This window comes from Streptomyces sp. NBC_00271, from assembly GCF_036178845.1.
Lineage (GTDB): Bacteria > Actinomycetota > Actinomycetes > Streptomycetales > Streptomycetaceae > Streptomyces.
Genome location: NZ_CP108070.1, coordinates 7144173 through 7170547, shown reverse-complemented (window position 1 = coordinate 7170547; position 26375 = coordinate 7144173). Strand labels below are relative to the sequence as shown.

Here is a 26375-nt window from a genome sequence, read left to right as displayed (position 1 = left end):
ATAGATAGGGCCGCTGTAAACGTTCCGACAAGTCGTCGCTACGATGGCCGGGGCCGGTGGACCGTACCCGGCCGGGCCGACCGACACAGAAGCCGGCAGGCCCCAATCCCCGCTCCCGGAGGGTTCTTCCGTGCCGGCTGGAACGCTGTACCGCGGCCGGGAAGGAATGTGGTCCTGGGTGGCTCATCGAGTCACCGGCGTCCTCATCTTCTTCTTCCTGTTCGTACACGTGCTGGACACCGCTCTCGTCCGTGTCTCCCCCGAGGACTACGACAGGGTCGTGTCCACGTACAAGAATCCGATCGTCGCGCTGCTGGAGTACGGCCTCGTCGCCGCCATCCTCTTCCACGCGCTCAACGGCCTGCGCATCATCGCCGTCGACTTCTGGTCGAAGGGCCCGCGCTACCAGAAGCAGATGCTCTGGTCCGTCGTCGGTATCTGGGTCGTGCTGATGGTCGGGGCCCTCTACCCCGTCCTCGGTCACGCATTCCGCGAAGTCTTCGGGAGCTGACGCAGATGTCCACTACTGAGACCGCCGCTTCCGGTATCGGCCCCGTCGAGGGCGCGGGTGAGTTCTCCGCGTACAGCGTCGACAACCCGGCGCCGTTCATCGAGGCCCCGCGCAAGCGCACCAAGAAGACCCCGAAGTCCACCCGTGGCAACTTCGAGATGTACGGCTGGCTCTTCATGCGCCTGTCCGGCATCGTCCTGGTCGTCCTGGTGATCGGCCACCTGCTCATCCAGCTCGTCCTCGACGGCGGTGTCTCCAAGATCGGCTTCGCGTTCGTCGCGGGCCGCTGGGCCTCCCCGTGGTGGCAGGTCTGGGACCTCGCGATGCTGTGGCTCGCGATGCTGCACGGCGCCAACGGCCTGCGCACGGTCATCAACGACTACGCGGAGCGCGCGAACACCCGGCTGTGGCTCAAGGGCCTGCTCTACACCGCCACGGTGTTCACCATCCTGCTGGGCACGCTGGTGATCTTCACCTTCGACCCGAACATCCGCTAGGCACGGGGCTGAGGTAACCGACTCATGCAGATCCACAAGTACGACACCGTCATCGTGGGCGCCGGCGGCGCCGGCATGCGCGCCGCCATCGAGGCGACGAAGCGCAGCCGCACCGCCGTGCTGACGAAGCTCTACCCCACCCGCTCCCACACGGGCGCGGCGCAGGGCGGCATGGCCGCCGCGCTCGCCAACGTGGAGGAGGACAACTGGGAGTGGCACACCTTCGACACGGTCAAGGGCGGTGACTACCTGGTCGACCAGGACGCCGCCGAGATCCTGGCGAAGGAGGCCATCGACTCGGTCCTCGACCTGGAGAAGATGGGCCTTCCCTTCAACCGGACGCCCGAGGGCCGGATCGACCAGCGCCGCTTCGGCGGTCACTCCCGCAACCACGGCGAGGCCCCGGTCCGCCGGTCCTGCTACGCCGCGGACCGCACCGGCCACATGATCCTCCAGACGCTGTACCAGAACTGCGTCAAGGAGGGCGTGGAGTTCTTCAACGAGTTCTACGTCCTCGACCAGCTGATCACCGAGGTCGACGGCGTCAAGCACTCGGCCGGTGTGGTCGCCTACGAACTGGCGACCGGCGAGATCCACGTCTTCCAGGCGAAGGCCGTGATCTACGCGTCCGGCGGCACCGGCAAGTTCTTCAAGGTGACCTCCAACGCGCACACCCTGACGGGTGACGGCCAGGCGGCCGTCTACCGTCGCGGACTGCCGCTGGAGGACATGGAGTTCTTCCAGTTCCACCCGACCGGCATCTGGCGCATGGGCATCCTGCTGACGGAGGGCGCCCGCGGTGAGGGCGGCATCCTCCGCAACAAGGACGGCGAGCGCTTCATGGAGAAGTACGCGCCGGTCATGAAGGACCTCGCGTCCCGTGACGTCGTCTCGCGCTCCATCTACACGGAGATCCGTGAGGGCCGCGGCTGCGGTCCCGAGGGCGACCACGTCTACCTCGACCTCACGCACCTCCCGCCGGAGCAGCTGGACGCCAAGCTCCCGGACATCACGGAGTTCGCGCGCACCTACCTCGGCATCGAGCCCTACACGGACCCGATTCCGATCCAGCCCACCGCGCACTACGCCATGGGCGGCATCCCGACGAACGTCCAGGGTGAGGTGCTCCGCGACAACACGACCGTCGTGCCGGGCCTGTACGCCGCCGGCGAGGTCGCCTGTGTGTCCGTGCACGGCGCCAACCGTCTCGGCACCAACTCGCTCCTGGACATCAACGTGTTCGGGCGCCGCGCCGGCATCGCCGCCGCCGAGTACTCCGCGAAGGCCGACTACGTCGAGCTGCCCGAGGACCCGGCCTCGCAGGTCGTCTCGCAGGTCGAGCACCTGCGCAACTCCACGGGCACGGAGCGGGTCGCCGCGCTGCGCCTGGAGCTGCAGGAGTGCATGGACGCCAACGTGATGGTGTTCCGCACCGAGCAGACGATCAAGACGGCGGTCGAGAAGATCGCGGAGCTGCGCGAGCGCTACCGGAACGTCTCGATCCAGGACAAGGGCAAGCGGTTCAACACGGACCTCCTCGAGGCCATCGAGCTGGGCAACCTGCTCGACCTGGCCGAGGTCATGGCCGTCTCCGCGCTCGCCCGCAAGGAGTCCCGCGGCGGTCACTACCGCGAGGACTACCCGAACCGAGACGACGTCAACTTCATGCGCCACACCATGGCGTACCGCGAGGTCGGCGACGACGGCACCGAGTCCATCCGTCTCGACTACAAGCCGGTCGTCCAGACCCGCTACCAGCCGATGGAGCGTAAGTACTGATGGCTACCCCGACCCTCGACAAGGCGGACAGCGCCGGCCAGCCCGAGGCGGGCTTCGCCGACTCGCCGTACATCACCGCCACCTTCCGCATCCGCCGCTTCAACCCCGAGGTCGGGGCGGAGGCGGTCTGGGAAGACTTCCAGCTGGAGATCGACCCGAAGGAGCGCGTCCTCGACGCCCTCCACAAGATCAAGTGGGACCAGGACGGAACCCTCACCTTCCGTCGCTCCTGCGCGCACGGCATCTGCGGCTCGGACGCCATGCGGATCAACGGCAAGAACCGCCTCGCCTGCAAGACGCTGATCAAGGACATCAACCCCGCCAAGCCGATCACGGTCGAGCCCATCAAGGGTCTGACGGTCCTCAAGGACCTCGTGGTCGACATGGAGCCGTTCTTCCAGGCGTACCGCGATGTGATGCCCTTCCTGATCACGAAGGACACCAACGAGCCGACGCGCGAGCGTCTGCAGTCCGCCGAGGACCGCGAGCGCTTCGACGACACCACCAAGTGCATCCTGTGCGCGGCGTGCACGTCGTCCTGCCCGGTCTTCTGGAACGACGGCCAGTACTTCGGTCCGGCCGCCATCGTCAACGCGCACCGCTTCATCTTCGACAGCCGTGACGAAGCGGGCGAGCAGCGCCTGGAGATCCTCAACGACAAGGACGGCGTGTGGCGTTGCCGCACCACGTTCAACTGCACGGACGCCTGCCCGCGCGGTATCGAGGTCACGAAGGCGATCCAGGAAGTGAAGCGCGCGCTGATCACGCGTCGCTTCTGACGCCTCTGTCAGCTTTCGCACCAAGAACCCCGCCTCCGTACAAGCTACGTACGGAGGCGGGTTTTTCTTTCCACATTTGACCGTATACCGTCAATCCGATCCCTCTGCCACACTTCGAACCCCGATGTCCACATCAACGGGGGCGGCATGGACAAAGCGAAGTTCGACCCTGCCCTGCACGTCGGATATCCAAAGCCACTCGGGCTCGTTCACGCCGCGGATGTGGCTCTCACCATCGCCGCCCCGCTGCTCACCGCGGGTGCGCTGTCGCTGATCGGCGTCGTCTGCGCGGACGCGGACAAGTTCCGCTGGCCGGGCCCCACGCTGCTGCTCCTCGTCCTCACCGTGCTCAGCCTCATCACGAGCATCCAACTCGGCTATCAGGCACGGCAGTACCTCTACTCGTACCAGGACCTCAAGGACTGGCGCGCCGAGGATCCCGAACAGAAGTTCGTGGAGAACCAGCACACGGACTACCTCACGTGGCTGGACAAGACGTTCCTCGCGAGCATCGTGTACAACCTCGGAACGGTACTCCTCCTCCTGAGCGTAGCCGCCGCACTCACCCCTGAAGGGACGGGCCCGCTGGCGTTGTGGCGGTGGATCACCGCCGGGCTGATCCTCGCCGCCACCGGGGGCGAAGCCCTCTGGTCGTACTCGGTCTACTTCCCCCTGCGCCTCGCTCGCCGACAGGCCTTGGAGAGCAGGAACAAGAAGCAGTCGAAGGAGCAGGCAGCAGTCGAGAGGAGTACGGCACCATGATGTACGACGTCCAACTGCCCGGCTTTGACCTCCTGTTGATCGAATGCGTACTGTGCGGCGCACGCCCCGACCACGCCTACTCGGTCGCGGATCCCCCGCACTGGACTCGGCTGTGGGAAACCCGCGACAAGGACGCCATCACCCGCTACCTGGTGAAGGACGGGGACCGCTTCCAGCACGGCACCCGGCGCGACGGGCCCTGCCCGGCGATTCCCTTGCCCGGACCAGCCCTGCACAAGCTCTCGGGCCAGGAGGCCATCGACCTGGCCGTGGATCTCAAGGATCTGCTCTGCCAGGACTGACCGCTCCCTGACCCCCTCGGTACGATGTGCGCCGCGGCGCCGTCCCCCGGCCCGTCGGAACCGGGAGACGGCGCACAGCGATGGCAGACGGTGGCGGGAGCGGTGGCCGTTCGTCCCGCGCCCGCACGTGGGTGGGGCTCCTCGCCGTCGCCCTGGGATGCTATGCCGTCGGCGACACCGCCGACCGGGTCCGCAGCGCGGCCCAAGTGACCGGTCGGTGGTGGCCCTGGGTACTGCTCGGGCTGGCGTTGGTCAATCTGCTCCGGTCGGCCGTAGCGGCGGAGGCACTGATCGGACCGCTGATCCTCGGATCGGTCGCACTGGGCGGTCTCGCCCTGTCACGACAGGGCGGCGAGCGGACCGTGGAGGACTGGATCGTCCCCGTCGGGCTGACCCTGGCCGGTGCGGTGTTGGTAGTGTCCACCGGCCGGGGCGGGCGGACGACGCGATGGTCCAGAGTGCTCTCGACCGGACGGGTCGTGGCACCGGCGGGCTCAGGGCCGTTGCTGACGGTACGGGCCGTGCTCGGGGAGTTGCGAGCGGATCTGTCGCGGATCGACGCTACGGAGGACCAGGTGACGGTGCACGTCACGGCGGTCGGCGGGCATGTGCGATTGATGGTGCCCAAGGAGTGTCCCGTGTCGGTACACCGAACAGGCGCCGCACTCACACGGGTGACGGACAACGGACCCGAAACGCCCCGCGGCAAGGGTCGGTTCACGATCCATGTACTAGGTCTCTGCGCGGCCGTCAGCATCGCGCGGGTCTGAGACGCCCCTGCCGTGCTCGTACGGCAGGTCGGGTACGCGCAGTCCCACCAAGCGCTTCGAGACTCTCTCGAACACCTCCTGTTCCTGCTCCTGTTCCGCGGGCAGGCGATGGTGCAGCGCCTCCAGCAGATCGAAGCGATGCAGGTCGAAGACCACATGCATCAACCCGGAGTACGCCTGGGCGGCGATGACCGCCCCTTTGTAGGCGACAGCTGCGAGGGCCAGAGCCACCAGCGGAAGCCAGCGCACACGGGACTCGTCGTACAGCCCGGCAGCCAGAACGGCAGCGAGAGCCAGGAAGGACCAGCACAGGTTCACCGCTGTGTCGAGCGCGTCTCGCGTGGAGCGCAGGGACTGCGACAGCCGGTCGGACACCTGCATGTAAATGCGTGGCCAGGCGGACAGGGTGGCCAGGCCGTAGCGCTCACCCGCGCTCAACTCGCCGGCACGCAGGGCATTGCCCAGCTCAGTGGGCAGCAGAACCTCGACGGGCGGCCGGGCGGCCAAGCGCCGTAGGGCATCGGCAGAGGCCGCACCGGGGCGGGTCGCCTTGTCGCGCAGCGCCAGGTGGCGACGTCGCTGTATCTCCACAAGCACGCCGGCCACTCGGGCGGTTGCCGGCCAGCGGTCCCAGTACCCCTCCAGCACGCGTACGGCCCGGACCTGAAAGGGCTGGAGGAGCAGGGCCAGGAGCCATGCGCACGCAGTCGGCGCCAGCAGCGCGACGACCGTGGCGCCAGGGGCGACAGGAAGCACCCGGGCCCAGTCACTGTGCCCCGTGAAGCTTCCGGCGCGCACAAGGCTCCAGAAACCGCCGACGAGAAGCCCGCACGGCACGAAACCGACCATGAGCAGCCGCCGCACGAAGCCGCCTCCCCATACGCCCCGAACGCCCCTGAGTCCTCACCAGTATGGACACAACCGCCCGTCTGTACAGACGATCAGCCCGGCACGGTAGCGGAATGCGGATCGACGGCGAGCGCGCGGTCGCCCTCGAAGGAGACACTGCGCGCTCGGCTTCGCCGAACTGGCTCTCCCGTTCGCGATCCTGTCCGCTCGCACCTGGGTGCGGAAGGCCAACACCCTCGCCCTGGAGAGCATGCGCCGCCCGGGCATCATGGTCTGCATGGGACTGGTGTGCTTCGGGCTACTGATGATCGGCACGGACTGCACGTGCGTGCGGCACGAGGACTACCGGGAGCTCAGGGGGCGCGCCGTCTGCGTCACTTCGCGCCTCGCCCAACGGCTCCGCCCCGCCGGGACCGTCGGCGCCGGACCCGCCACGGTCTCCGCGTTCGCCGCCCTCGCGCCTCGGGACGGGGCGGCCGATGCCTAGGCACGACAGCGCCGAAGCCGCCCGCGCCCTGGAGCGCTTCCTCCTGGCCGACCCCGGGCAGTGGAGCGAGCTGGCGCCGCGCGTCGTCGACGCCGTGGGCGACCGGCGGCTGCACGAAGTGGTCGGGGCGACACTCGCCCACGTGGGAGACGTGCGCTCGGTCACGGACGGCCCGGACGGGCTGGTGGTCCAGGGGACGGCGGGACGGACCCTGGCCTTCGCCGCCGCGGACGCCGGCGGGCGGCTCACCAACCTGCGCCTCGCCCCCGGCCCCTACCGGCCGCCCCGGCTGCGCGTCCCGGCCGGGGCACGCGCCGCGGGGGGCTGGGCCCTGTGGTGCGTGCTGCTGGCCGTGCGCGTCGCGGCCTGCTGGACCGCCTCGTCGGTGACCGGCTGGTGCGGCGACGTCCTGATCGTGGCCGCCGCCTATCTCCTCATGGAGGGGCGTCTCACGCCCGCCCGGCTGCCCTGGTGGCTGCGCCGGGCCATGGAAGCGGGCGGCCCCGTGGCACTCGTCTCGGCCTGGCGGCTGCCCTCGCTGCCCGCCGGTCACCTGGGCACGGAGCTCGTGACCGGTGTCGTCCTGCTGGGCGGTGTCGCCGGGTATCTGGTGTGGGCGCGACGCCACCGCTGGGGGGCGGAGCTGTCGGCGCCCCTGCGCTTCCCGCTGCGCGACGGCACCTGGCTCATCGCCCAGGGCGGCGGCCCCGGCCTGAACCACCACACGCCCCACCCCGAACAGCGCGGGGCGATCGACGTCATCGGCGTCGGCGCGCGCGGCGCCCGGCTGCGCCCCGGTGCGTCGCCGGACGCCTACCTGATCTACGGCGCGAAGCTGTACGCCCCGTGCGACGGGGACGTGGTCTCCGCCGCCGACGACTACGCGGACCAGGTCCCCGGCACCATCCGCTACGAACCCCCCTACGGCAACCACGTGTTCATCGACACCGGCAGTGAGCTGGTCAAACTCGCGCATCTGCGGCCGGGCACCGTGACCGTGACCACCGGCGACCGGGTGCGCGCGGGCCAACTCCTCGGCGAGGTCGGCAACTCGGGCAACACCACCGAGCCCCATCTGCACCTGCACGCCGAGCGCGACGGACTCGGCCTCGACCTCCGCTTCACCGGCATCACCGGATCGCTGCACCGGGGACGCACGCTGCGTACCTGAAGGGCCCTCTGAAGGTCCCTCACATCGGAGACCACCCGGAACCACTCCTTGCGACATCCTCACCGCGCCAACACCCCGCGCCAACTGCTCCTGCGCCCCCGCGCGGCCCTCGATCCCTACGACACCGGCATCCCCGGCGTCTTCCTGTGCTCGGCGGCGACCCCGCCCGACCCCGGCGTGCACGGCATGTGCGGCTACCACGCGGCGCGCTCGGCCTTGCACCACCTGGGGGACCCGCACGGTCAGCCATCGGTCTCCCGGCGCGGCCCGTACCTAATCTGATGGCATGTCAGATGATGTGTCGTACGAGCTGCTCGGCTTCGACAACGTACTGCTGCCCGTCGGGAACCTCGGCGCCGCGGTGGAGTTCTACGGGCGGGCCGGCATTCCGGTGGCGTTCCGGCTCGACGAGGCCGGGATCGCACTCTTGAAGGTGGGCAAGGAGACGCCGGGGCTGCTGCTGCGACTCGAGGAGGAGCTCGGCCTCCGGCCGCCACTGTGGGCCTCGGCGCGGGTGTGGCTGGAGGTCAGGGACGCGCGGGCCACGGCCGACGCGCTGGCCTCGGCGGGCATCCAGCCGCTCGCCCCCGTCTTCCCGGTCGCCACCGGTTGGACCGTCGAGATCGCCGACCCCTGGGGCAACGTCATCGGCTTCACGGACTACGGCAAGCGGCCCGAGCTGGGCCGCCGTCAGGCGTGACCCCCCTCACTCCGTCACACCTCGCTCCATCCTGACTTGAACATGTTCAAAAGCAGGTCTACATTCCTTCTCGACAGCGTTTTGAACGCGTTCAAGAAGGGGTGGGGACATGGACCTCACGGTCGTCGCGTACGTCATCTATCTGCTGGTCAGCATCGCGCTGACGGTCTGGGTTGCACGCACGCTCAGCCACAACGGGCGGATCTTCCTCGCCGACGTGCTGCACGGGAACGAGAAGCTCGCCGACGCCGTCAACCACCTCCTGGTGGTGGGCTTCTACCTCGTCAACCTGGGCTTCGTCGCGCTCTATCTGAACGGCGACGACGGCGAGATCACCGACACCCGCGGGATCTTCGAAGCCCTGTCGACCAAGCTCGGCGTCGTCCTGCTCGTCCTCGGGGTCATGCACCTCGGCAACGTGTACGTGCTCAACAAGATCCGGCGGCGGGGCGTCATGGAGCGGGAGCAGCTGCCGCCCGTCGCGCCCACGGACTGGGTCGCGCCGGCGGCCGGGGCGTGAGCACCATGACCGGCCTCGAGGCCACCCGTGACCGGGACGCGGTACGCGTCCCGGTCCTCGGGCTCACCGTCCTCTACGACGCCTCGTGCTCGCTGTGCACCTTCCTGCGCGACTGGCTGGGCAAGCAGCCCCAGCTGGTGCCGCTGCGGCTGGTGCCGGCCGGTTCCGAGCAGGCCAGGGCGCTCTTCCCCGCCCTCGACCACGGCGCCACCCTCGACGAGATCACCGTCGTCGGGGACGGCGGTCAGGTCTACCGCGGGGCCGCCGCCTGGGTCGTCTGCCTGTGGGCGCTGCGCGAGCACCGGCCGCTCGCCCACCGGCTGAGCACCCCGGCCGGGGCCCGGCTCGCCAAGGGCGCGATGCTCGCCGCCGCGAAGTGGCGCTCCGCGCACGCCCAGCATGGGTGGGGCGGGGGCGCCTACCGGCGGGGCGACGGGTGGGTGTACGAACCGAGTGTCGGGTGGACGTACCAGCCTCCCGGCTGTGACAGCGGCTCCTGTTCGACTCGTTAGGCTCTGTTCCCGTGCCAGCACCGACAGACAGCCCCGGCCCGGACGACACGAGCGCGCCCGGAAAGGCCCAGGAAAAGGGCCCCGCCAAGAGCGAGCAGACCCGCGCCCTGATCCTGGAGACCGCGCTGCGGCTGTTCCAGGAGCGGGGGTACGACAAGACGACCATGCGGGCGATCGCCCAGGAGGCCGGGGTCTCCGTCGGCAACGCGTACTACTACTTCGCCGGCAAGGAGCACCTCATCCAGGGCTTCTACGACCGGATCGGCGCCGAGCACCAGGCGGCGATCCGGCCGGTCCTGGAGCGCGAGAAGGATCTCGAGGCGCGGATCGCGGGCGTGCTGAAGGCGTGGCTGGACGTGGCGGAGCCGTACCACGAGTTCGCGGCGCAGTTCTTCAAGAACGCCGCCGACCCGGAGAGCCCGCTCAGCCCCTTCTCCCCCGAGTCGGCGGGTCCGCGCGAGGAGTCCATCGCCATACACCGCGAGGTGCTCGCCGGGTCGAAGGCGAAGGTTCCGGAGGAGCTGAAGGACGTCCTGCCCGAGCTGATGTGGCTGTCGCAGATGGGGCTCGTCCTGTACTGGGTCTTCGACCGCACGGAGGGGCGCGAACGCAGCTACCGGCTCGCCGAGCGCGGCGCCCGCCTCACCACGCGGGGCGTCTCACTGGCCCGCTTCCGCGTGCTGCGCCCGCTCGTCCACGAGGTGCACGAGCTGTTCACGGACTTCCTGCCGGGGATGACGAAGATGCTCCCGGATCCGGGGCGGGGCTCCACGCTGGGGTGAAGCCGGTGATACGGGACATGGGGGAGACGTCCGGCCTACGATGATGTTCTCGACACCAGCCCATGGGAGGCACGTGATGTCCGCAGCAGCTGTCGAGCGACCGCACGAGGACCGGCCGCTGATCGCCGAGGCGAACCGGCTCATGGACCGCAATCCGGGGTACCGCGTCGAGATCATCGGAGGCTCGATCACCGTGACCCCACCTGCCAACGGTTCCCACGCCCGCGCTCTGTCCAGGTTGAGGCGCCCCTTCGTCGCCGCCGGTCTGGATGGCGACAAGACCGAAGTACTCGAAGGACTCGGGCTCTGGCTCCCCACCGGTGCCGAGGACTATGCGATCCCCGACCTCGCGGTCGTCGACGTCGACTTTGAAGATCACCTCGTCGAGAACAACTGCTACGACCCGATCGCGTTCCGTCTCGTCCTGGAGGTCACCTCCAGCAACTACGAGAACGACCTCCGCGCCAAGGTCGGCGCATACGCCAAGGCAAAGATCCCGGTCTACGTGATCGTCGACCGTAAGCACCAGCGTCTCCACGTGCTCACCGACCTCTCCGCAGACATGTACGCGAGCCACCGCGTCCACGCCCCCGGAGAGGTCGTCGCCCTGCCCGACTCCATCGGCGCCAAGGTCACCCTCGACGTCGATGAAATCCTCAAGGCCGGGCAGCCGAAGGCTAATTGACGGCGTCCACCTCCCCCTCCGTCAACTCCAGGTCGTGCACCAGCGGTTCGTCGGTCACGACGATGTGCCGGGCGCGGGCGCCGTACGACGAGGCCGTCGCCGACAGCAGATACGTGCCGGGCGCCGGTACCGAGACGATGTACGAGCCGTCCGCCAGTGAGGTCACCCGGTCCAGTTGACGCCCGCCCTTGCTGAGCAGGGTGAGGACCGCTCCGTCGACCGGCGCGCCCTCCGCGTCGCGGACGAAGCCGTGCACGACCGTCGGTCCTCCCGCCGAAGCGCGCGGCAGCGACTCCGGCTCCTCGGCCGGCTCCACCGCCAGGTGCGGCAACCGCTTCTCCAGACCCGCCGGCAGCCACCAGTTGGACTTGCCCAGCAGATGCATCGCGGCCGGCACCAGCGCCGTACGGAGAATGAACGCGTCGAGCGCGACCGCCGCCGCGAGGCCCACGCCCGCCATCGCCGCCCCCGAGTCGCCGCTGAGGACGAAGGCGAGGAAGACGCAGACCATGATCAGGGCGGCGGAGTTGATGACACGGCTGGTCTCCGCGAGGCCGACCCGGACCGCCCGCGCGTTGTCCTTCGTGTGCACCCACTCCTCGTGCATCCGGCTCACCAGGAACACCTGGTAGTCCATGGAGAGGCCGAAGAGGAGGGAGAGCATGATGACGGGCAGGAAGGCGTTGATCGGGCCCTCCTTGCCGAGGCCCAGCAGGCTCAGACCCCAGCCCCACTGGAAGATCGCGACGAGGACGCCGAAGGACGCGGCGGCCGCGATCAGGTTCATCAGGGCGGCGGTCAGGGGCACCACCAGGGAGCGGAAGGCGACCATCAGCAGCAGGAAGCCCAGGCCGATGATGGTGGCGATGAAGAGCGGCAGCCGGTCACCCGTGACGGTCGAGAAGTCCTTGGAGATCGCCGTCACACCGCCGACATGGGCCTGCGCCCCCGCGTCCGGGATCACCTTGTCCCGCAGGGTGTCGATGAGCTGGTCCGTCTTCTCGGACTGCGGTGACGTGGTCGGTACGACCTGGATCACCGTGACGCCCTGCGCGGGCGGCAGCGCCGCGACCTGGGCGACGCCGTCGGTCGCGCGGATGCCCTGCACCAGCTTGTTCGTGTCGCCGCTGGTGGAGACCACCTGGAGGGGGCCGTTGAAGCCGGGTCCGAAGCCCTCCGCGAGAAGGTCGTACGCCTGCCGGGTCGTCGTCGACGCGTCGTCGTTGCCCTGGTCGGTCGCGCCGAGCCGCAGCGACAGCACCGGGATCGCGAGGATCGCCATGACGACGACGGCCATCACGGCGATCGAGCGCGGGCGCTTCTGGACGCTCGCCGACCAGCGTGCCGCGAAGCCGCTGGCCCGCTCCGGCTCGGGGCCCTCGGCGGCCAGCTTGCGCCGCTGGCGGCGGCTGAGCACCCGGGAGCCGAGGAATCCGAGCAGCGCGGGCAGCAGCGTGACCGCCGCGAGCACGCTGAACACGACGGTGAGCGAGGTGCCGATGACCACGCCGTCCAGGAAGCGCAGGTTCGTCACGAGCATCCCGGCGAGCGCGATGCACACCGTGCCGCCCGCGAACAGCACCGCGCGGCCGGAGGTGTTGAGGGCGGTGACCGCTGAGTCCTCCGGGTCCATGCCGCGCAGGATGCCGCGCCGGTGCCGGGTGACGATGAACAGCGCGTAGTCGATGCCGACACCGAGGCCGATCAGCGTGGCGAGCAGCGGAGCCAGGTCGGGCACCGACGTCACATGGCTGAGCAGCTGGGTGGAGAACAGGCCCGTGCCCACCCCGAAGATCGCGATGCCGATCGGGAGCAGCATCGCGAAGAGCGAGCCGAAGGCGAGGAAGAGGACGACCGCCGCGGCCAGGATGCCGATCATCTCGGCCAGTCCGGTGGGCGGTTCCTGGACGCGCTGGATCGCCTGACCGCCCAGCTCGACGTGCAGACCGCCACCTCGGGCGCCCTGCGCGGTGTCGACCACGTCCTGCACCAGTTCCTTGGGCACCGCGTTCGCCTGCTCGGCGAAGGTGATCTGGGCGTACGCGATCTTGCCGTTGGCGCTGATCTGTGCCGCGCCCCGGTCGCCCGCGTACGGGCTGGTGACGCCGCCGACCCCCGCCATCTTGCCGATCTTCTCCAGCGCGGGCTGGATCCGGGACTGTACGGACTGGTCCCGGACGGTTCCCGTGTCGACCTTCCACACCACCGTGTCGGTGTCGCCCGCGCGCTCCGGGAAGGCCTTCTCCATCTGGTCGTACGCGCGCTTGGAGTCCGTGTTCGGAAGGGAGAAGACGTTCGCGTAATCCGTGCCCGCGGTCGAGGCCGCGGCCCCGAGCCCGAGCAGTGCCCCCACCCACAGCAACAGGACCACCAGCCGGTGCCGATAGCACCACCGTGCCAATGTCGCCACGCTCAACGCTCCTTAGTCGACCGGTCATCCGGTCGTTCGGTTGTCGGTTGGTCCCCCAGGTCCTGGTACCAACCATCGACCGGCACGCTCGAGCGACGACACAGACCGCCCATGACTCTCAAGGAACTCCAAAGGGGGAGCCGCCCCCTGGCGCGACCCGCGTGCGGATACTGGGGGCATGACCGCTCACGAGGGGGCCACCGTTCTCGTCGTCGAGGACGAGCCGAGCATCGCGGACGTCCTGGCCATCGCGCTGCGCTACCACCGCTTCGAGGTGATGACCGCGGGCACCGTCCGTCAGGCGCTCACGCTCGCCGAACGCACCCGCCCCGACGCGGCGCTGCTCGACGTGATGCTGCCGGACGGCGACGGGCGGGCGCTGGGCCGTGAACTGCGCCTGCGCCGGCCCGACCTGGCGATCGTCTTCCTCACCGCGCGGGACGCGCCCGCCGAGATCGTCGGCGCGCTCGGTTTCGGCGACGACTACATCACCAAGCCGTTCAACATCGACGAGGTCGTCGCCCGGATCACGGCCGTACTGCGCCGCACACGCCCCGACGACGTCCTTCCCCAGCGCCCGCCCCTTCGCTACGGCGAACTCGAACTGGACGAGACGACGTACTCCGTGCACCGCGGGGACCGCACGGTGGAGCTCACCCCCACCGAGTACGCCCTGCTGCGCTTCCTCGTCCGCAACGGCGGCCGGATCGTACCCAAGGAGCAACTCCTGCGGCACGTCTGGCAGTACGAACACTCCGCCGAGTCGACCGTCGTCGAGACGTACATCAGCTATCTGCGCCGCAAACTCGAACCCCTCGGCCCACCGGTGATCCAGACCCGCCGGGGCGTCGGATACGGCCTCGCATGACCCCGGCAGCCCCGGACCCGGGAGTCGCCGCGGCGCATGCGGAGCCCTCCCCCCGCGCGGAAGCCGCAGCCCGGACCGAACTCGCCCTCTGTGCGGGGATTCCCGCGTACGTGAGTGTGCGGCGCCCCCGGCGTCACCACGGGGTCCACTCCTTGCGCGGCAAGCTGACGCTCGCGAACGTGGCGTTGCTGGCCCTGGGCATCATCGTGGCGACCGCCGTCAGTCTGATGGGCATGCGGCACTACCTGCTCGACCAGGTCGACACGGAACTGTTCAAGACACGGGAGTCGCTGACCGGTTCGCGGCTCACCCTCCACCAGATCGACTCGCTCACCGCGCTCGCCTTCGTACGCGAGCGGATGGTCCCCGGCGCGGACCGGTCCGACAAGCCCGACTCGATCTTCGCGGCGGTGGACGGCCACGGGACCCCGCTCGGCGTCGGCGGTTTCAAGCCCACCGACATCCAGCGCGCGCTGGCCGCCGAGGTGGACGACCCGAGCGCCCTCGCGCACGACCCCGCCCTGCACGACACCACCGTGCACGGCGCCTCCTACCGGGTCACCGGGGCCCGGCTCGCCGACGGCACGTACGTGCTGCTCGCCGCCTCCACCGACGCCCTGCACAAGGGCATCGCCAAGGCCCTCAAGCTCGATCTGGGCGTCGGCACCCTGCTGTTGTCGCTGCTCGCGGTGCTGACCATGATCAGCGTGAGCCGCCGGATGCGGCCGCTGGAGGACATGGTGGAGACCTCGTCCGCCATCGCCGAGGGCGACCTCACCCGGCGCGTGCCCTCCAGCCACCATCCGACCCAGGAGGTCGAACAGCTGCGGCTCGCCCTCAACTCCATGCTCCACCAGGTGGAATCGGCGTACCGGACCCGCGAGCGCAGCGCGGCGCAGCTGCGCCGGTTCGTCGCGGACGCCTCGCACGAGCTGCGCACCCCGCTGTCGGCGATCCGCGGCTACCTCCAGCTGTACGAGAAGGGGATGCTGCGCGAGCCGGGTGAACGCCGGCGGGCCTGGGACCGGATGAACGCCGAGGCCGACCGCATGGGACGCCTCGTGGACGAACTGCTCATCCTGGCCCGCCTCGACCAGAGCCCCGAGCTGCGTTTCAAGAACGTCGACCTGAGCCGTCTTGTACGGGACGCGGCCGAGGATCTGCGGGCCCAGCAGCCCGGGCGTCCGGTGACCGTGGGCGCCGACGGGACACTGCTGGTGCACGCCGACGAGTCGGGGCTGCGGCAGGTGCTGGGCAACCTGGTGGCCAACGTACGCACCCACACGCCCGCCGACGTGCCGGTGCGGCTCGGTCTCGAACGGGAGGACGGGACCGTACGGCTGTGTGTCGCGGACCAGGGGCCCGGGCTGGCGGAGGAGGACGCGGCGCGCATCTTCGACCGGTTCTTCCGGGCGGGCGGTGGTGCGGGCAGCGGGCTGGGGATGGCGATCGTGCAGGGAGTGGTGGCCGCGCACGGGGGTGACGTGGCGGTACGGACGGCGCCGGGAGCGGGGCTCGAGGTCACGGTGACGCTTCCGACGCGGTGAGCTGCTTTAACAAGCACAGTGAGGTGCTTGAACAAGCTCGGTGACTCGCTTGAACATAAGCAAACCCGGATGATTGAACACCGGCCAGTACGACCTCGTACCCAACAGAAGAAGGCGGCCCCGACCCCAGCCTGGTCCGCCGCGCCACCACCGCGCTTCGCACGGAAGGACCGCCGGGTTGTCGTTCAACACGAGCTCTCGACAGCTGTCGAAAACGGACGAGGCGCCGGAGGGCGTGCCCTCGCAGGAAGTCACGCCCCTGGACTCCCCGGAGGCGGGAACCCCCGAGGCCGAGACCGCGGAGACCGAGACCCCGGAGACCGAGACCGCGGGGGCAAGCGTTCCAGAGGCGGAAGCGCCGGAGGCGGACGCCGCAGAGGCGGAAGCTCCGGAGGTCGAGGTCGAGGTCGAGGCAGAAGCAGAAGCCGACCCCGAGCCGGAAGCCGCAGAAGCTCCGGAAGTCCCGGACGTCCCGGAAGCGAAGGCTCCGGAGACGGAGACTCCCGAGGCCCAGCCATCCGAGGCGACGACATCCGAGACCGAGACTCCTGAGGCGGAGAATCCTGGGGCCGAGACACCTGAGGCGGAAGGCCCCGGGGCGGAAGCCTCGGACGTCGACGCTCCGGAGGGCGCGGTCACCCCCCGCCCACGCCGGTGGCGGCGGGTCTGGGGCGGGTGGCGGGAGAAGTACCCGGTCGCGGCCCGCGTTCTCTGGTGGACCACCACCGCCGTGGCCCTCGCTGTCGTGGTCGTCGCGCTGCTCATGCCGACCCAGGCGGACAAGGTCCGGGTGGCCGCTTTCGTGCGTCTCCCGGTGGAGGCGATCTTCGGCGCCGCCCTGCTGATCGTCCTGCCCCGCAGGCCGCGGATCGCCGTGGCGGTGCTCGCCGGGCTCGGCCTGGGCGCCCTGACCGTCGTGAACTTCCTCGACATCGGTTTCAACGAATACCTCGGGCGAGGCTTCAACGTCGTCCTCGACTGGTCCCTCTTCAGTGATGCGCAGGGATACCTCCAGGACACGTTCGGCAAGGGTGGCGCGCTCGGCATCGCGGCCCTGGCCGTGACGCTCGTGATCGCCGTACTGGCCCTCACGACGATGTCGGTGATCCGACTGGGCAACCTGGCGGCCCGGAACACCGAGACGGCGACCCGCACGACGCTGGTGCTGGCCATCGTCTGGGTCACCTGCGCGGCGCTGGGCGTGCAGTACGCCCCGGGGATACCCATCGCTTCGGAGCACACCATGCAGGCCCTCCAGTTCAAGACGGAGCAGGTGCGGCGGACGCTGCGGGACGAAGCCGAGTTCGCCAAGATCGCGAAGAAGGACGACTTCGCTGACACGCCGCCCGACCAGCTGCTCACCGGGCTGCGCGGCAAGGACATGATGATCACCTTCATCGAGAGCTACGGCCGCAGCGCGATCGAGGACCCGGTCATGGCACCCGGGGTCGACGCCACGCTCACCGCCGAGAACAAGAAGCTGACCGACGCCGGGTTCGCGGCCAAGAGCGGCTGGCTGACCTCGGCGACGTACGGCGGAGGCAGCTGGCTCGGCCACTCCACCTTCATGTCGGGCCTGTGGATCAGCAACCAGCAGCGCTACCGCACCGTCACAGCGGGCGAGCGCCTGACCCTCCCCGGCGCCTTCAAGAAGACGGGCGCCTGGGACACGGTCGGTGTCATGCCGGGCATCCAGAAGGCCTGGCCGGAGCAGAAGTTCTACGGCATCGACAAGCTCTACGACTCCCACAACCTCGGCTACAAGGGCCCGAAGTTCAGCTGGTCGACCATGCCCGACCAGTACGCCCTGACCGCGTTCGAGCGCCTGGTGCACAGCAAGAAGCACGACAAGCCGCTGATGTCGACGATCATCCTGACCTCCAGCCACCAGCCCTGGGCGCCGATCCCCGAGCTGGTCCCGCAGGACCAGGTCGGCGACGGCTCGATCTACAACGCGATCGAGAAGGCCGGCAAGAAGCCCGGGGACATCATCACCGACTCCGCCAAGTCGAAGCAGGAGTACGGCAAGTCCATCCAGTACTCGGTGTCGAGCCTCATCAACTACCTGGTGAAGTACGGCAACAAGAACACCGTGCTGATCTTCCTCGGCGACCACCAGCCCATCGCCCGGGTCAGCGGCAACCACGCCAGCCGTGACGTGCCGGTCTCGATCGTCGCCAAGGACCCGAAGGTCCTGGACAAGATCGCCGACTGGAACTGGGCGGACGGCCTGCAGCCGCAGCAGGACACCCCGGTCTGGAAGATGAACGACTTCCGCGACCGCTTCCTGACGGCGTACGGCTCGACCCCGGCGCCGTGATTCACGGGGCCGCGGACGCCACGAGCGCCCACACGGTCTTGCCGTGGCGGCCCCGGCTCCACACCCCCCACGCCACGGCGACGCCCTCCACCAGGTGCAGGCCCCGGCCGGTCTCCTCCCCCACGGAGACCGGCCGCAGCCGTGGTGCGGCCAGGCCCTCGTCGGAGACCTCGACGAAGCAGGAGCCGTCGGCGAGGGCGGTCACCGCGACCTCGAACTCCCCTTCGTGACCTTCGCGAAGGGGTCCGTGGCGTACGGCGTTGGTCACGAGCTCGGAGACGATCAGGACGACGTCCGCGAGAGCCGGGTCGTCGGTGCTGTGGCCCCAGTCCCGCAGATGGTCGCGTACCCGGCGCCGGGCGAGTCCGACGGACGCCGGATGCCGGGGCAGCCGGAACGCGTTGCGTCTCAACACCTCAGCTCCTCACCCCGCACACACCTCCGGCACATAGTGTGCACACGGTGCCGCGTTGGGCGAGAGCGCGATGTCACCGGGGTGGGGGGCCACCCCGCGAGATCACGTCACGTGTCGTATCCGGCCCGGCTCATATCCAGCCCAGCCGCCAGAGGCGGAAGACACCGGTCCCGTCCGACAGATACTGGCCGCCTCCGACGTCCTCACTGCTGAGTACATACTCCTTGCGCTGCCACAGGGGAATCAGAGGGACATCGCGGGCCACGATTTCCTGCAGTGTCTGGAAGTCGTCGGACGTGCGGCTGCGGTCCTCGTACTGCTGACTGTCCTGAATCAGCCGGTCCACGTCCTTGTCGCTGTACCCGTTCTTCATGCTGTTGCCGGTGCCGACGAGCGGGGTGCTGAAGGTGTCCGGGTCGGGGAAGTCGGCGACCCAGCCGACCGCCCAGGCGTCCAACCGGCCCTCGGCGTACCGCTTCTGGAAGTCGGTCCACTCGTAGCCCTTGATGTCCACCTTGAACAGGCCGCTCGCCTCCAGCTGCCGCTTGAGCTCGGTGGCCTCCTCTCCGGCGGCGCCCCGCCCCTCGGCGTACCCGTAGGTGAAGCGCACCGGCGTCGACACCCCGGCCTCGGTCAGCAGTGCCTTCGCCTTCTTCGCGTCGGGCTTGGGGTAGGTGTCGAAGAACGACGTCGAGTGCCCTGTGATGCCCGCCGGGATCAGCCCGTACAGCGGATCGGTCGTCCCCTTGTAGGTCTGGCTGACCAGTTGCTCGCGGTTGATCAGCACGGCGACGGCCTGCCGTACGAGGCGGTTGTGCAGAGGCGAGTTCGCACGGACGTTGAGGACGAGGTTGCGGGTCTCGGCGCTGTCGGACTCGGTGACGTGCTGGTCCGGGTCGCTCGGCGAGAGGGTGGCCAGCGTCGCGGGCGGCAGCTGACGCGTCGCGACGTCGACCTGCTTCGCCTTCCAGGCGCTCTCCAGCGCCTTGGGGGTAGCGTAGTAGCGCAGCACGGTGGGCGTGCCGCTCCCCTCGACGGCGCCCTTGTACTGCTTGTTGGGCGCGAGGACGGCCCGCTTGTCCTTCGTATACGACTTCAGTACGTACACTCCGGTGCCGTCGGCGCCCGCGTCCTTGCGCAGGGCGTGCTTCGGGTAGCGGGTGCGGTCGACGATCGACCCGGCTCCGGTGGCCACCTTGAAGGGGAAGGTGGCGTCCGGCGAGGACAGGTGGAAGGTGACCTTGAGGCCCTGGGCGTCCACCGAGCCGAGGGTGGAGAGCAGGGACGCGGGCCCCACCTCGGAGTTGATGGCCTTGACCCGGTCGAAGGAGAACTTCACGTCCTCGGCGGTCACCTTGCTCCCGCTCGGGAACGTCAGGTCGTCGCGCAGGGTGCAGACATAGGTTTGCAGTCCCGCGCCCACGAACCCGCAGCTCTTCGCCGCGTCCGGCACGGGGGCGGCGCCACCGGGCTCGAACGTCAGCAGCGACTGGAACACGTTGCTGAACAGGGCCCAGGAGCCGGCGTCGTACGCGCCCGCCGGGTCGAGTGACGTGACGGCGTCCGTCGTCCCGACCGTGAGGGTCCTGTTGTGGTTCTCCTTGGACGGCAGTAACTGCCAGCCGCCCACACCCACGGCCGCCAGTACCACCAGCACCGCGAGAATCCGTATGCGAACCGATCGCATCGGCGCCCCTCCCCAGGCCACGCCCCGTGCCACTCCCCAGTGACGCGGATCACCCAACCACAGGTGTTTCGTCCGAGGGAAGAGGTGTCCGAAGAATCAGACGGGGTATTGAGGAAGACCGTTTCGCCCCTGTTTCACAGCCGGTTCTCAGGCTTGCAGGGACGCCAGCTCCACGACGGTGATGTCCGACGGCGCGTCCACCCGGGTCGGCGGCCCCCAGGCGCCCGCGCCCCGGCTGACGTACAGCTGCGTGTCGCCGTACCGCTCCAGACCCGCGACCGTGGGATTGGCCAGTTCCGCGATGTAGTTGCCCGGCCAGAGCTGTCCGCCGTGGGTGTGCCCGGAGAGCTGGAGGTCGACACCGTGCTTGACGGCGTCGTGGATCTGGACCGGCTGGTGGGCGAGCAGCACCACGGCCCGCGCGGTGTCCCGGTCCCCCAGCGCCCTCCCGAAGTCGGGCCCGTGCCCCTCGCTCTCCCCCGCGACGTCATTGACGCCCGCGAGATCGAATCCGGCCATTTCCGTCCGGGCGTTCTCGAGCGGGTGCAGACCCAGTTCCCGTACTTCCCGGACCCATTGCGCGGCGCCGGAGTAGTACTCGTGGTTGCCCGTGACGAAGTACGAGCCGTGCCGTGCCCGCAGCCGCGCGAGAGGCGCCGCGGCGGGTCCGAGGTCCTTCACACTCCCGTCGACGAGGTCCCCGACCACCGCGATCAGGTCGGGCTGCGTCGCGTTGATCGTGTCGACGACCCGCCGGCAGAAGTCCCGCCCGAGCGTGGGCCCGAGGTGGATGTCACTGACGACGGCGATCCGGTAACCGTGCGCGGACCGGGGCAGTTTGGCCAGCGGCACGGTGACCCGCTTCACCCGGGGCCCGCGCAGCACCCCGTACGTCCCGTACCCCACGGTCCCCAAGGCGACGGCCGCGGCGGCCCCGCCGACGGCACGCGAGACGAAGAGCCGCCGCGAGGGGGTGGTGACGGGCCGTGGCGGTTCGGCGGGTGAGGGCTCCTGGGGAGCCGCCGCTCCCGTCGGCACCGACTCCGGGTGCGGTACGGGTGCCGGGTGCGGTACGGCCACGGAGGGAGCCGCGCGCCGCTCCATGACCCGGCGCAGCAGCGGTCGTACGACCTCCCCCGCCACCACCCCCAGCAGCAGATAGATGGACAGCGCCATCCACAGGAACCCGGGCCAGGCCAGCGCCTGCTGGAGCCGGAAGGGCGCACCGGCGCGCTCCGCGGCGACCGCGGCGATCATCAGCACCGGCCCGGCGACGAAGACCACCGTGCCCGCGCGCCGGGCGAGCCCCGGACCGGACGTCGTGTCACGCACCAGACGGCGCCACACGTACCCGTACAGCCCCGCGACCGTGGCGAGGGCGAGCAGTCCCACCAGTACGAAGACGATGACCAAGACGCCGTATCCCCCGTTGCGTGCCGTTATGTTCGGTTGTCCCCCGTTTGCCCCCTGTTGTTATGACGTCTGGCGCAATGCGCGCAGTCCGCGGAACCCGATGCCGCCGACGACCGTCCCCAAGACAAAGGAGACGACGGCGAGCGTCAGGTGCACCCAGAAGTACGCCGTCGGATCCCCCGCGTCGTTGAACGCGAGCCCGCTGCCGTCCTTCCACAAATTCTTGACGAAAGTGACCCAGATGATCCAGCTCCACACTCCGAAGGCGAGCAGGAACCAGGAGACGGGGCGGCTGAGCTTCATGGGTCCAGTATCGCCGTCGCCGGCCGGGACCGGGCGCCGGGGTGGCCGGGACCAGGGGACTCCAGCATCGGGTGAGGGGACTTCCCGGCCCGCGCCCTGTAATTTCTCGACCGTGTCCGCCACCAAGAAGACCATCCGGCGATCGCTGCTGGTCACTTCCGCCACCCTGTTGACCCTTTCGCTGACGACGACGGTCCCCGTCTTCGCGGCCGACAAGCCGTCGTCGTCACCGTCACCGACGGCGAGCCCGAGCGCGACTCCCCCGGCGAACATGTCGACGGTGGGCGGAGCGCGGCTGGGACAGGCGGGGACCCAGGTCGATCTCGGCGCGGGCGCCCCGGTGCTGCCCAAGGATGTGAGCGCACGCTCCTGGATCGTCACCGACGCCGAGTCGGGCGACGTGCTGGCCGCCCACAACGCGCACTGGCGGCTGCCCCCGGCGAGCACGCTGAAGATGCTCTTCGCCGACACCGTGCTGCCGAAGTTCCCCAGGACCGAGCAGCACAAGGTCGCCGTCACCGACCTCTCGGGCATCGGCGCGGGCTCCAGCATGGTGGGGATAAAGGAGGAGGAGACGTACAGCGTGCACGATCTGTGGCTCGGTGTCTTCCTGCGCTCCGGCAACGACGCGGTGCACGTGCTGTCGGCGATGAACGGCGGCGTCGAGCAGACGGTCAAGGACATGCAGGCGCACGCCGAGGACCTGCAGGCTCTCGACACGCATGTGGTCAGCCCCGACGGCTACGACCAGCCGGGCCAGGTGTCGTCGGCGTACGACCTGACGCTGTTCGCCCGCTCCGGGCTGCAGAAGAAGGACTTCCGGGAGTACTGCTCGACGGTGCGGGCGAAGTTCCCGGGCGAGACGAAGAAGAACGACAAGGGGAAGACGACCCGCGAGACCTTCGAGATCCAGAACACCAACCGGCTGCTGACCGGTGACGCCGACGTCTCCACGTACCAGGGCATCGCGGGGGTGAAGAACGGCAACACCACCAACGCGGGCGCCACCTTCACCGGTGTCGCCGAGCGGAACGGCAAGGTGCTGCTGGTCACCGTGATGAACCCGGACAAGGACGAGCACAACGAGGTCTACAAGGAGGCCGCGCGGCTGCTCGACTGGGGCTTCAGCGCGGCCGGCAAGGTCACACCGGTGGGTGAGCTGGTGCCGCCGAAGGGCGTCGACACCGGCGCGCAGGCAGGTGCGACCGCGTCCGCCGGGTCCAACACGCCGGTGTCGTCCGGAGACCGGGGGACCAAGGCCTCGTCGTCGCCGGTGGCCGCCTCCGCGGCGGCGAAGGACGGTTCCAGCGGGATCGGGACCGCCCTGGCCATCACGGGCGGCCTGCTCGCCCTGGTCGCCGGCGCCGCCTTCCTCGTCAACCGCCGCTGGCCCCTGCCCGACCTGATGCGCCGCCGCCGCTGACCTCCCCGAAGTCCCCGGGCCCCGCGGGCTCGTCGGCGTCGTCGGGGTCGCAGGGGTCGTCGTCGCGTTGCTTCGGACCGGAGTCGGCATGTCCCGTGGCCGTCCAGGCGGCGCAGAACAGGACCAGTCTCGAGGTGAAGTTGATCCACAGCAGCAGCGCGACGGGCACACCGAAGGCGCCGTACATGCTCTTCGACGCCACGCCCCGCATATAGCTGCTCAGCAGCAGCTTGAGCAGTTCGAAGCCGACGGCGCCCATCAGCGCGGCGACGACGAGCCGGTGGCGCGGCGGCTCGACGCCCGGCAGCAGGGTCAGGACGTACAGGAGCACCAGGAAGTCGGTGAGTACGGCGACGGCGAACGCGGCGGACTGCAGCAGCACGCTCCCCCAGTCGTGTTCGCCGATGCCGAGCTGCCGGGCCGTCCAGCCGACCAGTGAGGTGGCGACGGTGGAGATGGCGATGGTGACGAGTACGGCACCGCCGAGTCCGACGAGGATCCCGGCGTCCAGGAGCTTGCGCAGGAGGGGGTTCTCCTCCCTGTCGGGCAGCTCCCAGACCGCGCGCAGACAGTCCCGCATGGAGCCGACCCAGCCGATGCCGGTGAACAGCAGTACGGCGCCCGCGATGAGCCCGATGGTGCCGGCGTTCTGCACCAGCGCGTTGATGTCGAGCTGGTCGGAGATGCCCGGCACCTGCTCGACGATCTTGTCCTGAAGCTCCTTCTGCCGCTGGCTGGTGAGGGTGGCCGCGGCGATCGCGGCACCGACGGTCAGCAGCGGGAAGAGCGCCACGAAGCTGATGAAGGTCATCGCGGCGGCGAGCCGCGTCCACTTCACCCGGTCCAGACGCTCGTACGACCGCCACCCGTGCGTGGCCATCAGACGGGCGACCAACGGCCCCACGCCGGGGAGCTTTTTCAGCCAGTCCATGATCCGACTCTGCCCTCACCTCGGAAAACCCATGTCCGGGTACCCCAAAAACGCAGGACCGTGGCGAATGCCATACCGATCCCCGCACCGGAGACCGTGTCGTCGCGTCGCGAGGTGAGCCCGAGGCCGTAGTGACTGACGGCGACGCACAGCAGCTGGACGAGGGCGCCCGCGAGGTTCACGGCGAGGAACACGAGAAAGTCGGGGCACCGCCGGGGCCGACGCACGGGGTGGTGCCGGTACGTGCCGAGCGCGTTGCCGGTGTACGCGACCGAGCAGCCCGCCACGAACGACAGCGCCTTGGCGGTGAGCGGGTCGAGGCCCACCGGGCCGCGCAGCCAGAGGAAGAGTCCGAGGTCGGCGGCGTAGGCCAGGACGCCGACGGTGGCGAAGCCCAGGAGCTCCTGGGTCAGGGGCCGCTGGGCGAGGCTCACCAGTTCACGACCGCGAGCGCGTACATCGCGAGCCACACCAGTCCGATCAGGGCGAGCGCGCGGTCGCGCAGGACGACGTCCTCGGGCTCGCCCGCCGCGCCCCGGTCGGCGAAGACGGCGTACCGCAGGACGGCCAGGATGAAGGCGACCATGGACAGCTGGCGCCAGGGCAGCACTCCGGCGCTGGGCACGCCGCCCTCCTCCAGGGCCCACAGGCAGTAGGCGAGCACGGCGACCCCGGCGGCCAGCTGCCAGACGAAGCGCAGATAGCCGGTGGTGTACTCGGTGAGCAGCGCGCGGGTGGCACCGGCGTTCCCGGCCAGCTGGAGGGCCTCGGAGTACCGTTTCGCCGCCACCATGAAGAGCGCGCCGAAGCCCGTGGTGATCAGGAACCAGCGGGAGAGCGGGATGCCGAGGGCGAGCCCGCCGATCATCGCCCGCATCAGGAATCCGGTCGTCACCACGGCGAGGTCGACGACCAGGACGTGCTTGAGGCTGACGCAGTACGCCAGTTGCATGCCGAGGTAGGCGGTCAGCAGTGCCGCGGTGACCGGGGAGGACAGCAGGGCGGCGGCGGTCGGGGCGAGGACGGCGAGGACGCCTCCCGCGGCGTAAGCGAGGGGGACGGGGACCTGGCCCGTGGCGACCGGGCGGTGGCGCTTGACCGGGTGGGCGCGATCGGCTTCGGCGTCCCGGGCGTCGTTGATCAGGTAGACGGCGGCGGCGCAGGCCGTGAACAGGACGAAGACGAGCGCGAGTTGGATCACCGCGTGCCGGGAGAAGAGCTGGCCGGCCGCCGCCGGGGCCGCCACGACCAGCAGGTTCTTCACCCACTGGCGGGGACGGGTGGTTCTGAGCAGACCCCGGGCGAGGCCGGTGAGGGTCCGTACGGGAACCGGGGCGGTCGGCGTGGAGTCCAGGAGCACCGTGCGTTCAGCCATGGCCGGCCTCGATCCAGCGGGCGCCCAGACGGGCCGTCAGGGCGCCCAGGGCGGCGCCCGCGAGCACGTCCGAGGGGTAGTGGACGCCGGCCACCAGCCGGGAGAGGCACATCGCGGCGGCGAGCGGCAGCAGCGGGCGGACTCCGAGCGCGCCGAAGGCGACCGCCGCGGCCGTCGCGGAGGCCGCGTGGGAGCTGGGGAACGAGTGACGTCCGGCCGTGCGTACCAGCGGGACGATGTGCGCGGGGCGTGGACGGCGCACGATCTGCTTCACGCCCATGCTGGCGAGGTGCGCGGTGGCGGTGAGCGCCGTGCCGCGCAGCCACGCGCCGCGCCGCCCGCGGTCGACCACCGCGCCCGTGAGCCCGGCCGCGAGCCACAGCACGCCGTGCTCCCCGCTCCAGGACAGGGCGCGCGCGACGGCCGCCACGCGTGGATCCGTGCCGCGCTCGTGGAGGGCCGACAGCAGCCGACGGTCCATGCCGTCCCACCGTCGGCGGTCCATGTCGTCAAGGTCGTCCATGTGATCTCACTCTTCTAGGGAGTGGCCGCAGAATTACGGCAATCTCGTACGACA

Annotated in this window: 29 protein-coding genes; 19 read left to right on the top strand and 10 right to left on the bottom strand. The window is 69.8% G+C overall.

What is annotated here, in order from left to right:
• The first annotated feature begins 130 nt into the window (after positions 1-130).
• The 7 genes from sdhC to OG798_RS32695 all read left to right on the top strand — a co-directional run bounded on the left by sdhC (position 131) and on the right by OG798_RS32695 (position 5400).
• Entirely contained in the window at positions 131-511 is a 381-nt protein-coding gene (gene sdhC, locus OG798_RS32725) for a succinate dehydrogenase, cytochrome b556 subunit (RefSeq protein ID WP_075028381.1), read from the top strand.
• 5 nt (positions 512-516) lie between these two features.
• Positions 517-1008: a succinate dehydrogenase hydrophobic membrane anchor subunit gene (locus OG798_RS32720; protein WP_095852974.1), complete on the top strand. Its 492-nt coding sequence runs from the start codon at positions 517-519 to the stop codon at positions 1006-1008.
• Between the two features lie 24 nt (positions 1009-1032).
• Positions 1033-2787, top strand: coding sequence for a succinate dehydrogenase flavoprotein subunit (gene sdhA, locus OG798_RS32715; protein ID WP_095852975.1), 1755 nt, complete (start codon positions 1033-1035; stop codon positions 2785-2787).
• Positions 2787-3566 carry a succinate dehydrogenase iron-sulfur subunit gene (locus OG798_RS32710; protein ID WP_121415241.1) on the top strand — a complete coding sequence of 260 codons (780 nt, stop codon included), beginning with the start codon at positions 2787-2789 and terminating at the stop codon, positions 3564-3566. The genes sdhA and OG798_RS32710 overlap by 1 nt, the downstream gene beginning before the upstream one ends.
• Positions 3567-3713: 147 nt before the next feature.
• A complete protein-coding gene (locus OG798_RS32705; protein WP_097224992.1) occupies positions 3714-4328 on the top strand; it encodes a hypothetical protein in 615 nt (204 codons plus the stop codon).
• Positions 4325-4630, top strand: coding sequence for a hypothetical protein (locus tag OG798_RS32700; RefSeq protein WP_143670763.1), 306 nt, complete (start codon positions 4325-4327; stop codon positions 4628-4630). The genes OG798_RS32705 and OG798_RS32700 overlap by 4 nt, the downstream gene beginning before the upstream one ends.
• Positions 4631-4710: 80 nt before the next feature.
• A complete protein-coding gene (locus tag OG798_RS32695) occupies positions 4711-5400 on the top strand; it encodes a hypothetical protein (protein ID WP_143670764.1) in 690 nt (229 codons plus the stop codon).
• On the opposite strand, the gene OG798_RS32690 is transcribed toward OG798_RS32695, so the two are convergent.
• Entirely contained in the window at positions 5362-6264 is a 903-nt protein-coding gene (locus tag OG798_RS32690; RefSeq protein ID WP_183127203.1) for a hypothetical protein, read from the bottom strand. The genes OG798_RS32695 and OG798_RS32690 overlap by 39 nt on opposite strands.
• Before the next feature lie 202 nt (positions 6265-6466).
• Here OG798_RS32690 and OG798_RS32685 point away from each other — a divergent pair, with 202 nt between their 5' ends.
• The 8 genes from OG798_RS32685 (at position 6467) to OG798_RS32650 (ending at position 11106) form a co-directional block, all read left to right on the top strand.
• Positions 6467-6736, top strand: a complete 270-nt coding sequence (locus tag OG798_RS32685; RefSeq protein WP_328758116.1) for a hypothetical protein — start codon at positions 6467-6469, stop codon at positions 6734-6736.
• A complete protein-coding gene (locus tag OG798_RS32680; RefSeq protein WP_267062660.1) occupies positions 6729-7907 on the top strand; it encodes a M23 family metallopeptidase in 1179 nt (392 codons plus the stop codon). The genes OG798_RS32685 and OG798_RS32680 overlap by 8 nt, the downstream gene beginning before the upstream one ends.
• Before the next feature lie 48 nt (positions 7908-7955).
• Entirely contained in the window at positions 7956-8189 is a 234-nt protein-coding gene (locus OG798_RS32675; protein WP_413253577.1) for a hypothetical protein, read from the top strand.
• A 4-nt stretch (positions 8190-8193) separates the two neighbouring features.
• A complete protein-coding gene (locus tag OG798_RS32670) occupies positions 8194-8607 on the top strand; it encodes a VOC family protein (RefSeq protein ID WP_120985354.1) in 414 nt (137 codons plus the stop codon).
• Positions 8608-8716: 109 nt separating this feature from the next.
• Complete coding sequence (locus OG798_RS32665; RefSeq protein ID WP_067366694.1) at positions 8717-9127, top strand: hypothetical protein; 411 nt, start codon at positions 8717-8719, stop codon at positions 9125-9127.
• Between the two features lie 5 nt (positions 9128-9132).
• Positions 9133-9639, top strand: a complete 507-nt coding sequence (locus OG798_RS32660; RefSeq protein WP_095857836.1) for a thiol-disulfide oxidoreductase DCC family protein — start codon at positions 9133-9135, stop codon at positions 9637-9639.
• Between the two features lie 11 nt (positions 9640-9650).
• Positions 9651-10421, top strand: a complete 771-nt coding sequence (locus tag OG798_RS32655; RefSeq protein WP_267062659.1) for a TetR/AcrR family transcriptional regulator — start codon at positions 9651-9653, stop codon at positions 10419-10421.
• Between the two features lie 76 nt (positions 10422-10497).
• Entirely contained in the window at positions 10498-11106 is a 609-nt protein-coding gene (locus tag OG798_RS32650) for a Uma2 family endonuclease (protein WP_097224999.1), read from the top strand.
• Here the strand turns inward: OG798_RS32650 and OG798_RS32645 are convergent.
• Positions 11099-13507 (bottom strand): MMPL family transporter, encoded by a 2409-nt coding sequence (locus OG798_RS32645; protein ID WP_267063904.1) that lies wholly within the window; start codon positions 13505-13507, stop codon positions 11099-11101. The two genes, OG798_RS32650 and OG798_RS32645, sit on opposite strands and share 8 nt — an antisense overlap.
• A gap of 187 nt (positions 13508-13694) precedes the next feature.
• Here OG798_RS32645 and OG798_RS32640 point away from each other — a divergent pair, with 187 nt between their 5' ends.
• From OG798_RS32640 to OG798_RS32630, 3 genes are all read left to right on the top strand, one after another.
• Positions 13695-14384, top strand: coding sequence for a response regulator transcription factor (locus tag OG798_RS32640; RefSeq protein WP_054233711.1), 690 nt, complete (start codon positions 13695-13697; stop codon positions 14382-14384).
• Positions 14381-15931, top strand: a complete 1551-nt coding sequence (locus OG798_RS32635) for a sensor histidine kinase (RefSeq protein WP_328758114.1) — start codon at positions 14381-14383, stop codon at positions 15929-15931. Before OG798_RS32640 ends, OG798_RS32635 begins: the two co-directional genes overlap by 4 nt.
• Before the next feature lie 178 nt (positions 15932-16109).
• Positions 16110-18251, top strand: a complete 2142-nt coding sequence (locus OG798_RS32630; protein ID WP_328758113.1) for a sulfatase-like hydrolase/transferase — start codon at positions 16110-16112, stop codon at positions 18249-18251.
• Position 18252: 1 nt separating this feature from the next.
• Here OG798_RS32630 and OG798_RS32625 read toward each other — a convergent pair whose 3' ends face one another.
• The 4 genes from OG798_RS32625 to OG798_RS32610 all read right to left on the bottom strand — a co-directional run bounded on the left by OG798_RS32625 (position 18253) and on the right by OG798_RS32610 (position 22069).
• Entirely contained in the window at positions 18253-18666 is a 414-nt protein-coding gene (locus tag OG798_RS32625; protein WP_328758112.1) for an ATP-binding protein, read from the bottom strand.
• Positions 18667-18796: 130 nt separating this feature from the next.
• Complete coding sequence (locus OG798_RS32620) at positions 18797-20353, bottom strand: ABC transporter substrate-binding protein (RefSeq protein ID WP_121415249.1); 1557 nt, start codon at positions 20351-20353, stop codon at positions 18797-18799.
• Positions 20354-20500: 147 nt separating this feature from the next.
• On the bottom strand, positions 20501-21766 hold the full coding sequence (locus tag OG798_RS32615) for a metallophosphoesterase (RefSeq protein WP_267062656.1): 1266 nt from the start codon (positions 21764-21766) through the stop codon (positions 20501-20503).
• Between the two features lie 60 nt (positions 21767-21826).
• Complete coding sequence (locus tag OG798_RS32610) at positions 21827-22069, bottom strand: SCO4848 family membrane protein (RefSeq protein ID WP_054233715.1); 243 nt, start codon at positions 22067-22069, stop codon at positions 21827-21829.
• 112 nt (positions 22070-22181) lie between these two features.
• Here OG798_RS32610 and OG798_RS32605 point away from each other — a divergent pair, with 112 nt between their 5' ends.
• The gene (locus OG798_RS32605; protein ID WP_323138748.1) at positions 22182-23492 is read left to right on the top strand and encodes a D-alanyl-D-alanine carboxypeptidase family protein; all 1311 of its coding nucleotides are present in this window, start codon (positions 22182-22184) and stop codon (positions 23490-23492) included.
• On the opposite strand, the gene OG798_RS32600 is transcribed toward OG798_RS32605, so the two are convergent.
• Genes OG798_RS32600 through OG798_RS32585 form a run of 4 tightly spaced genes read right to left on the bottom strand, consistent with a single transcriptional unit; the run spans position 23446 to position 26321 of the window.
• Positions 23446-24423, bottom strand: coding sequence for a YihY/virulence factor BrkB family protein (locus OG798_RS32600; RefSeq protein WP_095852988.1), 978 nt, complete (start codon positions 24421-24423; stop codon positions 23446-23448). The genes OG798_RS32605 and OG798_RS32600 overlap by 47 nt on opposite strands.
• On the bottom strand, positions 24411-24857 hold the full coding sequence (locus tag OG798_RS32595; RefSeq protein ID WP_267062655.1) for a GtrA family protein: 447 nt from the start codon (positions 24855-24857) through the stop codon (positions 24411-24413). Before OG798_RS32595 ends, OG798_RS32600 begins: the two co-directional genes overlap by 13 nt.
• On the bottom strand, positions 24854-25798 hold the full coding sequence (locus OG798_RS32590; RefSeq protein ID WP_267062654.1) for a decaprenyl-phosphate phosphoribosyltransferase: 945 nt from the start codon (positions 25796-25798) through the stop codon (positions 24854-24856). The genes OG798_RS32595 and OG798_RS32590 overlap by 4 nt, the downstream gene beginning before the upstream one ends.
• Positions 25791-26321, bottom strand: a complete 531-nt coding sequence (locus OG798_RS32585; protein WP_095852991.1) for a phosphatase PAP2 family protein — start codon at positions 26319-26321, stop codon at positions 25791-25793. Before OG798_RS32585 ends, OG798_RS32590 begins: the two co-directional genes overlap by 8 nt.
• Positions 26322-26375 lie beyond the last annotated feature (54 nt).

What these genes read in the sequence shown, in the direction of transcription:
- OG798_RS32720 (WP_095852974.1), top strand. Translation starts at nt 517, where the DNA reads ATGTCCACTACTGAGACCGCCGCTTCCGGTATCGGCCCCGTCGAGGGC.
- sdhA (WP_095852975.1), top strand. Translation starts at nt 1,033, where the DNA reads ATGCAGATCCACAAGTACGACACCGTCATCGTGGGCGCCGGCGGCGCC.
- OG798_RS32710 (WP_121415241.1), top strand. Translation starts at nt 2,787, where the DNA reads ATGGCTACCCCGACCCTCGACAAGGCGGACAGCGCCGGCCAGCCCGAG.
- OG798_RS32705 (WP_097224992.1), top strand. Translation starts at nt 3,714, where the DNA reads ATGGACAAAGCGAAGTTCGACCCTGCCCTGCACGTCGGATATCCAAAG.
- OG798_RS32700 (WP_143670763.1), top strand. Translation starts at nt 4,325, where the DNA reads ATGATGTACGACGTCCAACTGCCCGGCTTTGACCTCCTGTTGATCGAA.
- OG798_RS32695 (WP_143670764.1), top strand. Translation starts at nt 4,711, where the DNA reads ATGGCAGACGGTGGCGGGAGCGGTGGCCGTTCGTCCCGCGCCCGCACG.
- OG798_RS32680 (WP_267062660.1), top strand. Translation starts at nt 6,729, where the DNA reads ATGCCTAGGCACGACAGCGCCGAAGCCGCCCGCGCCCTGGAGCGCTTC.
- OG798_RS32670 (WP_120985354.1), top strand. Translation starts at nt 8,194, where the DNA reads ATGTCAGATGATGTGTCGTACGAGCTGCTCGGCTTCGACAACGTACTG.
- OG798_RS32665 (WP_067366694.1), top strand. Translation starts at nt 8,717, where the DNA reads ATGGACCTCACGGTCGTCGCGTACGTCATCTATCTGCTGGTCAGCATC.
- OG798_RS32660 (WP_095857836.1), top strand. Translation starts at nt 9,133, where the DNA reads ATGACCGGCCTCGAGGCCACCCGTGACCGGGACGCGGTACGCGTCCCG.
- OG798_RS32650 (WP_097224999.1), top strand. Translation starts at nt 10,498, where the DNA reads ATGTCCGCAGCAGCTGTCGAGCGACCGCACGAGGACCGGCCGCTGATC.
- OG798_RS32640 (WP_054233711.1), top strand. Translation starts at nt 13,695, where the DNA reads ATGACCGCTCACGAGGGGGCCACCGTTCTCGTCGTCGAGGACGAGCCG.
- OG798_RS32635 (WP_328758114.1), top strand. Translation starts at nt 14,381, where the DNA reads ATGACCCCGGCAGCCCCGGACCCGGGAGTCGCCGCGGCGCATGCGGAG.
- OG798_RS32620 (WP_121415249.1), bottom strand. Translation starts at nt 20,353, where the DNA reads ATGCGATCGGTTCGCATACGGATTCTCGCGGTGCTGGTGGTACTGGCG.
- OG798_RS32610 (WP_054233715.1), bottom strand. Translation starts at nt 22,069, where the DNA reads ATGAAGCTCAGCCGCCCCGTCTCCTGGTTCCTGCTCGCCTTCGGAGTG.
- OG798_RS32600 (WP_095852988.1), bottom strand. Translation starts at nt 24,423, where the DNA reads ATGGACTGGCTGAAAAAGCTCCCCGGCGTGGGGCCGTTGGTCGCCCGT.
- OG798_RS32590 (WP_267062654.1), bottom strand. Translation starts at nt 25,798, where the DNA reads ATGGCTGAACGCACGGTGCTCCTGGACTCCACGCCGACCGCCCCGGTT.
- OG798_RS32585 (WP_095852991.1), bottom strand. Translation starts at nt 26,321, where the DNA reads ATGGACGACCTTGACGACATGGACCGCCGACGGTGGGACGGCATGGAC.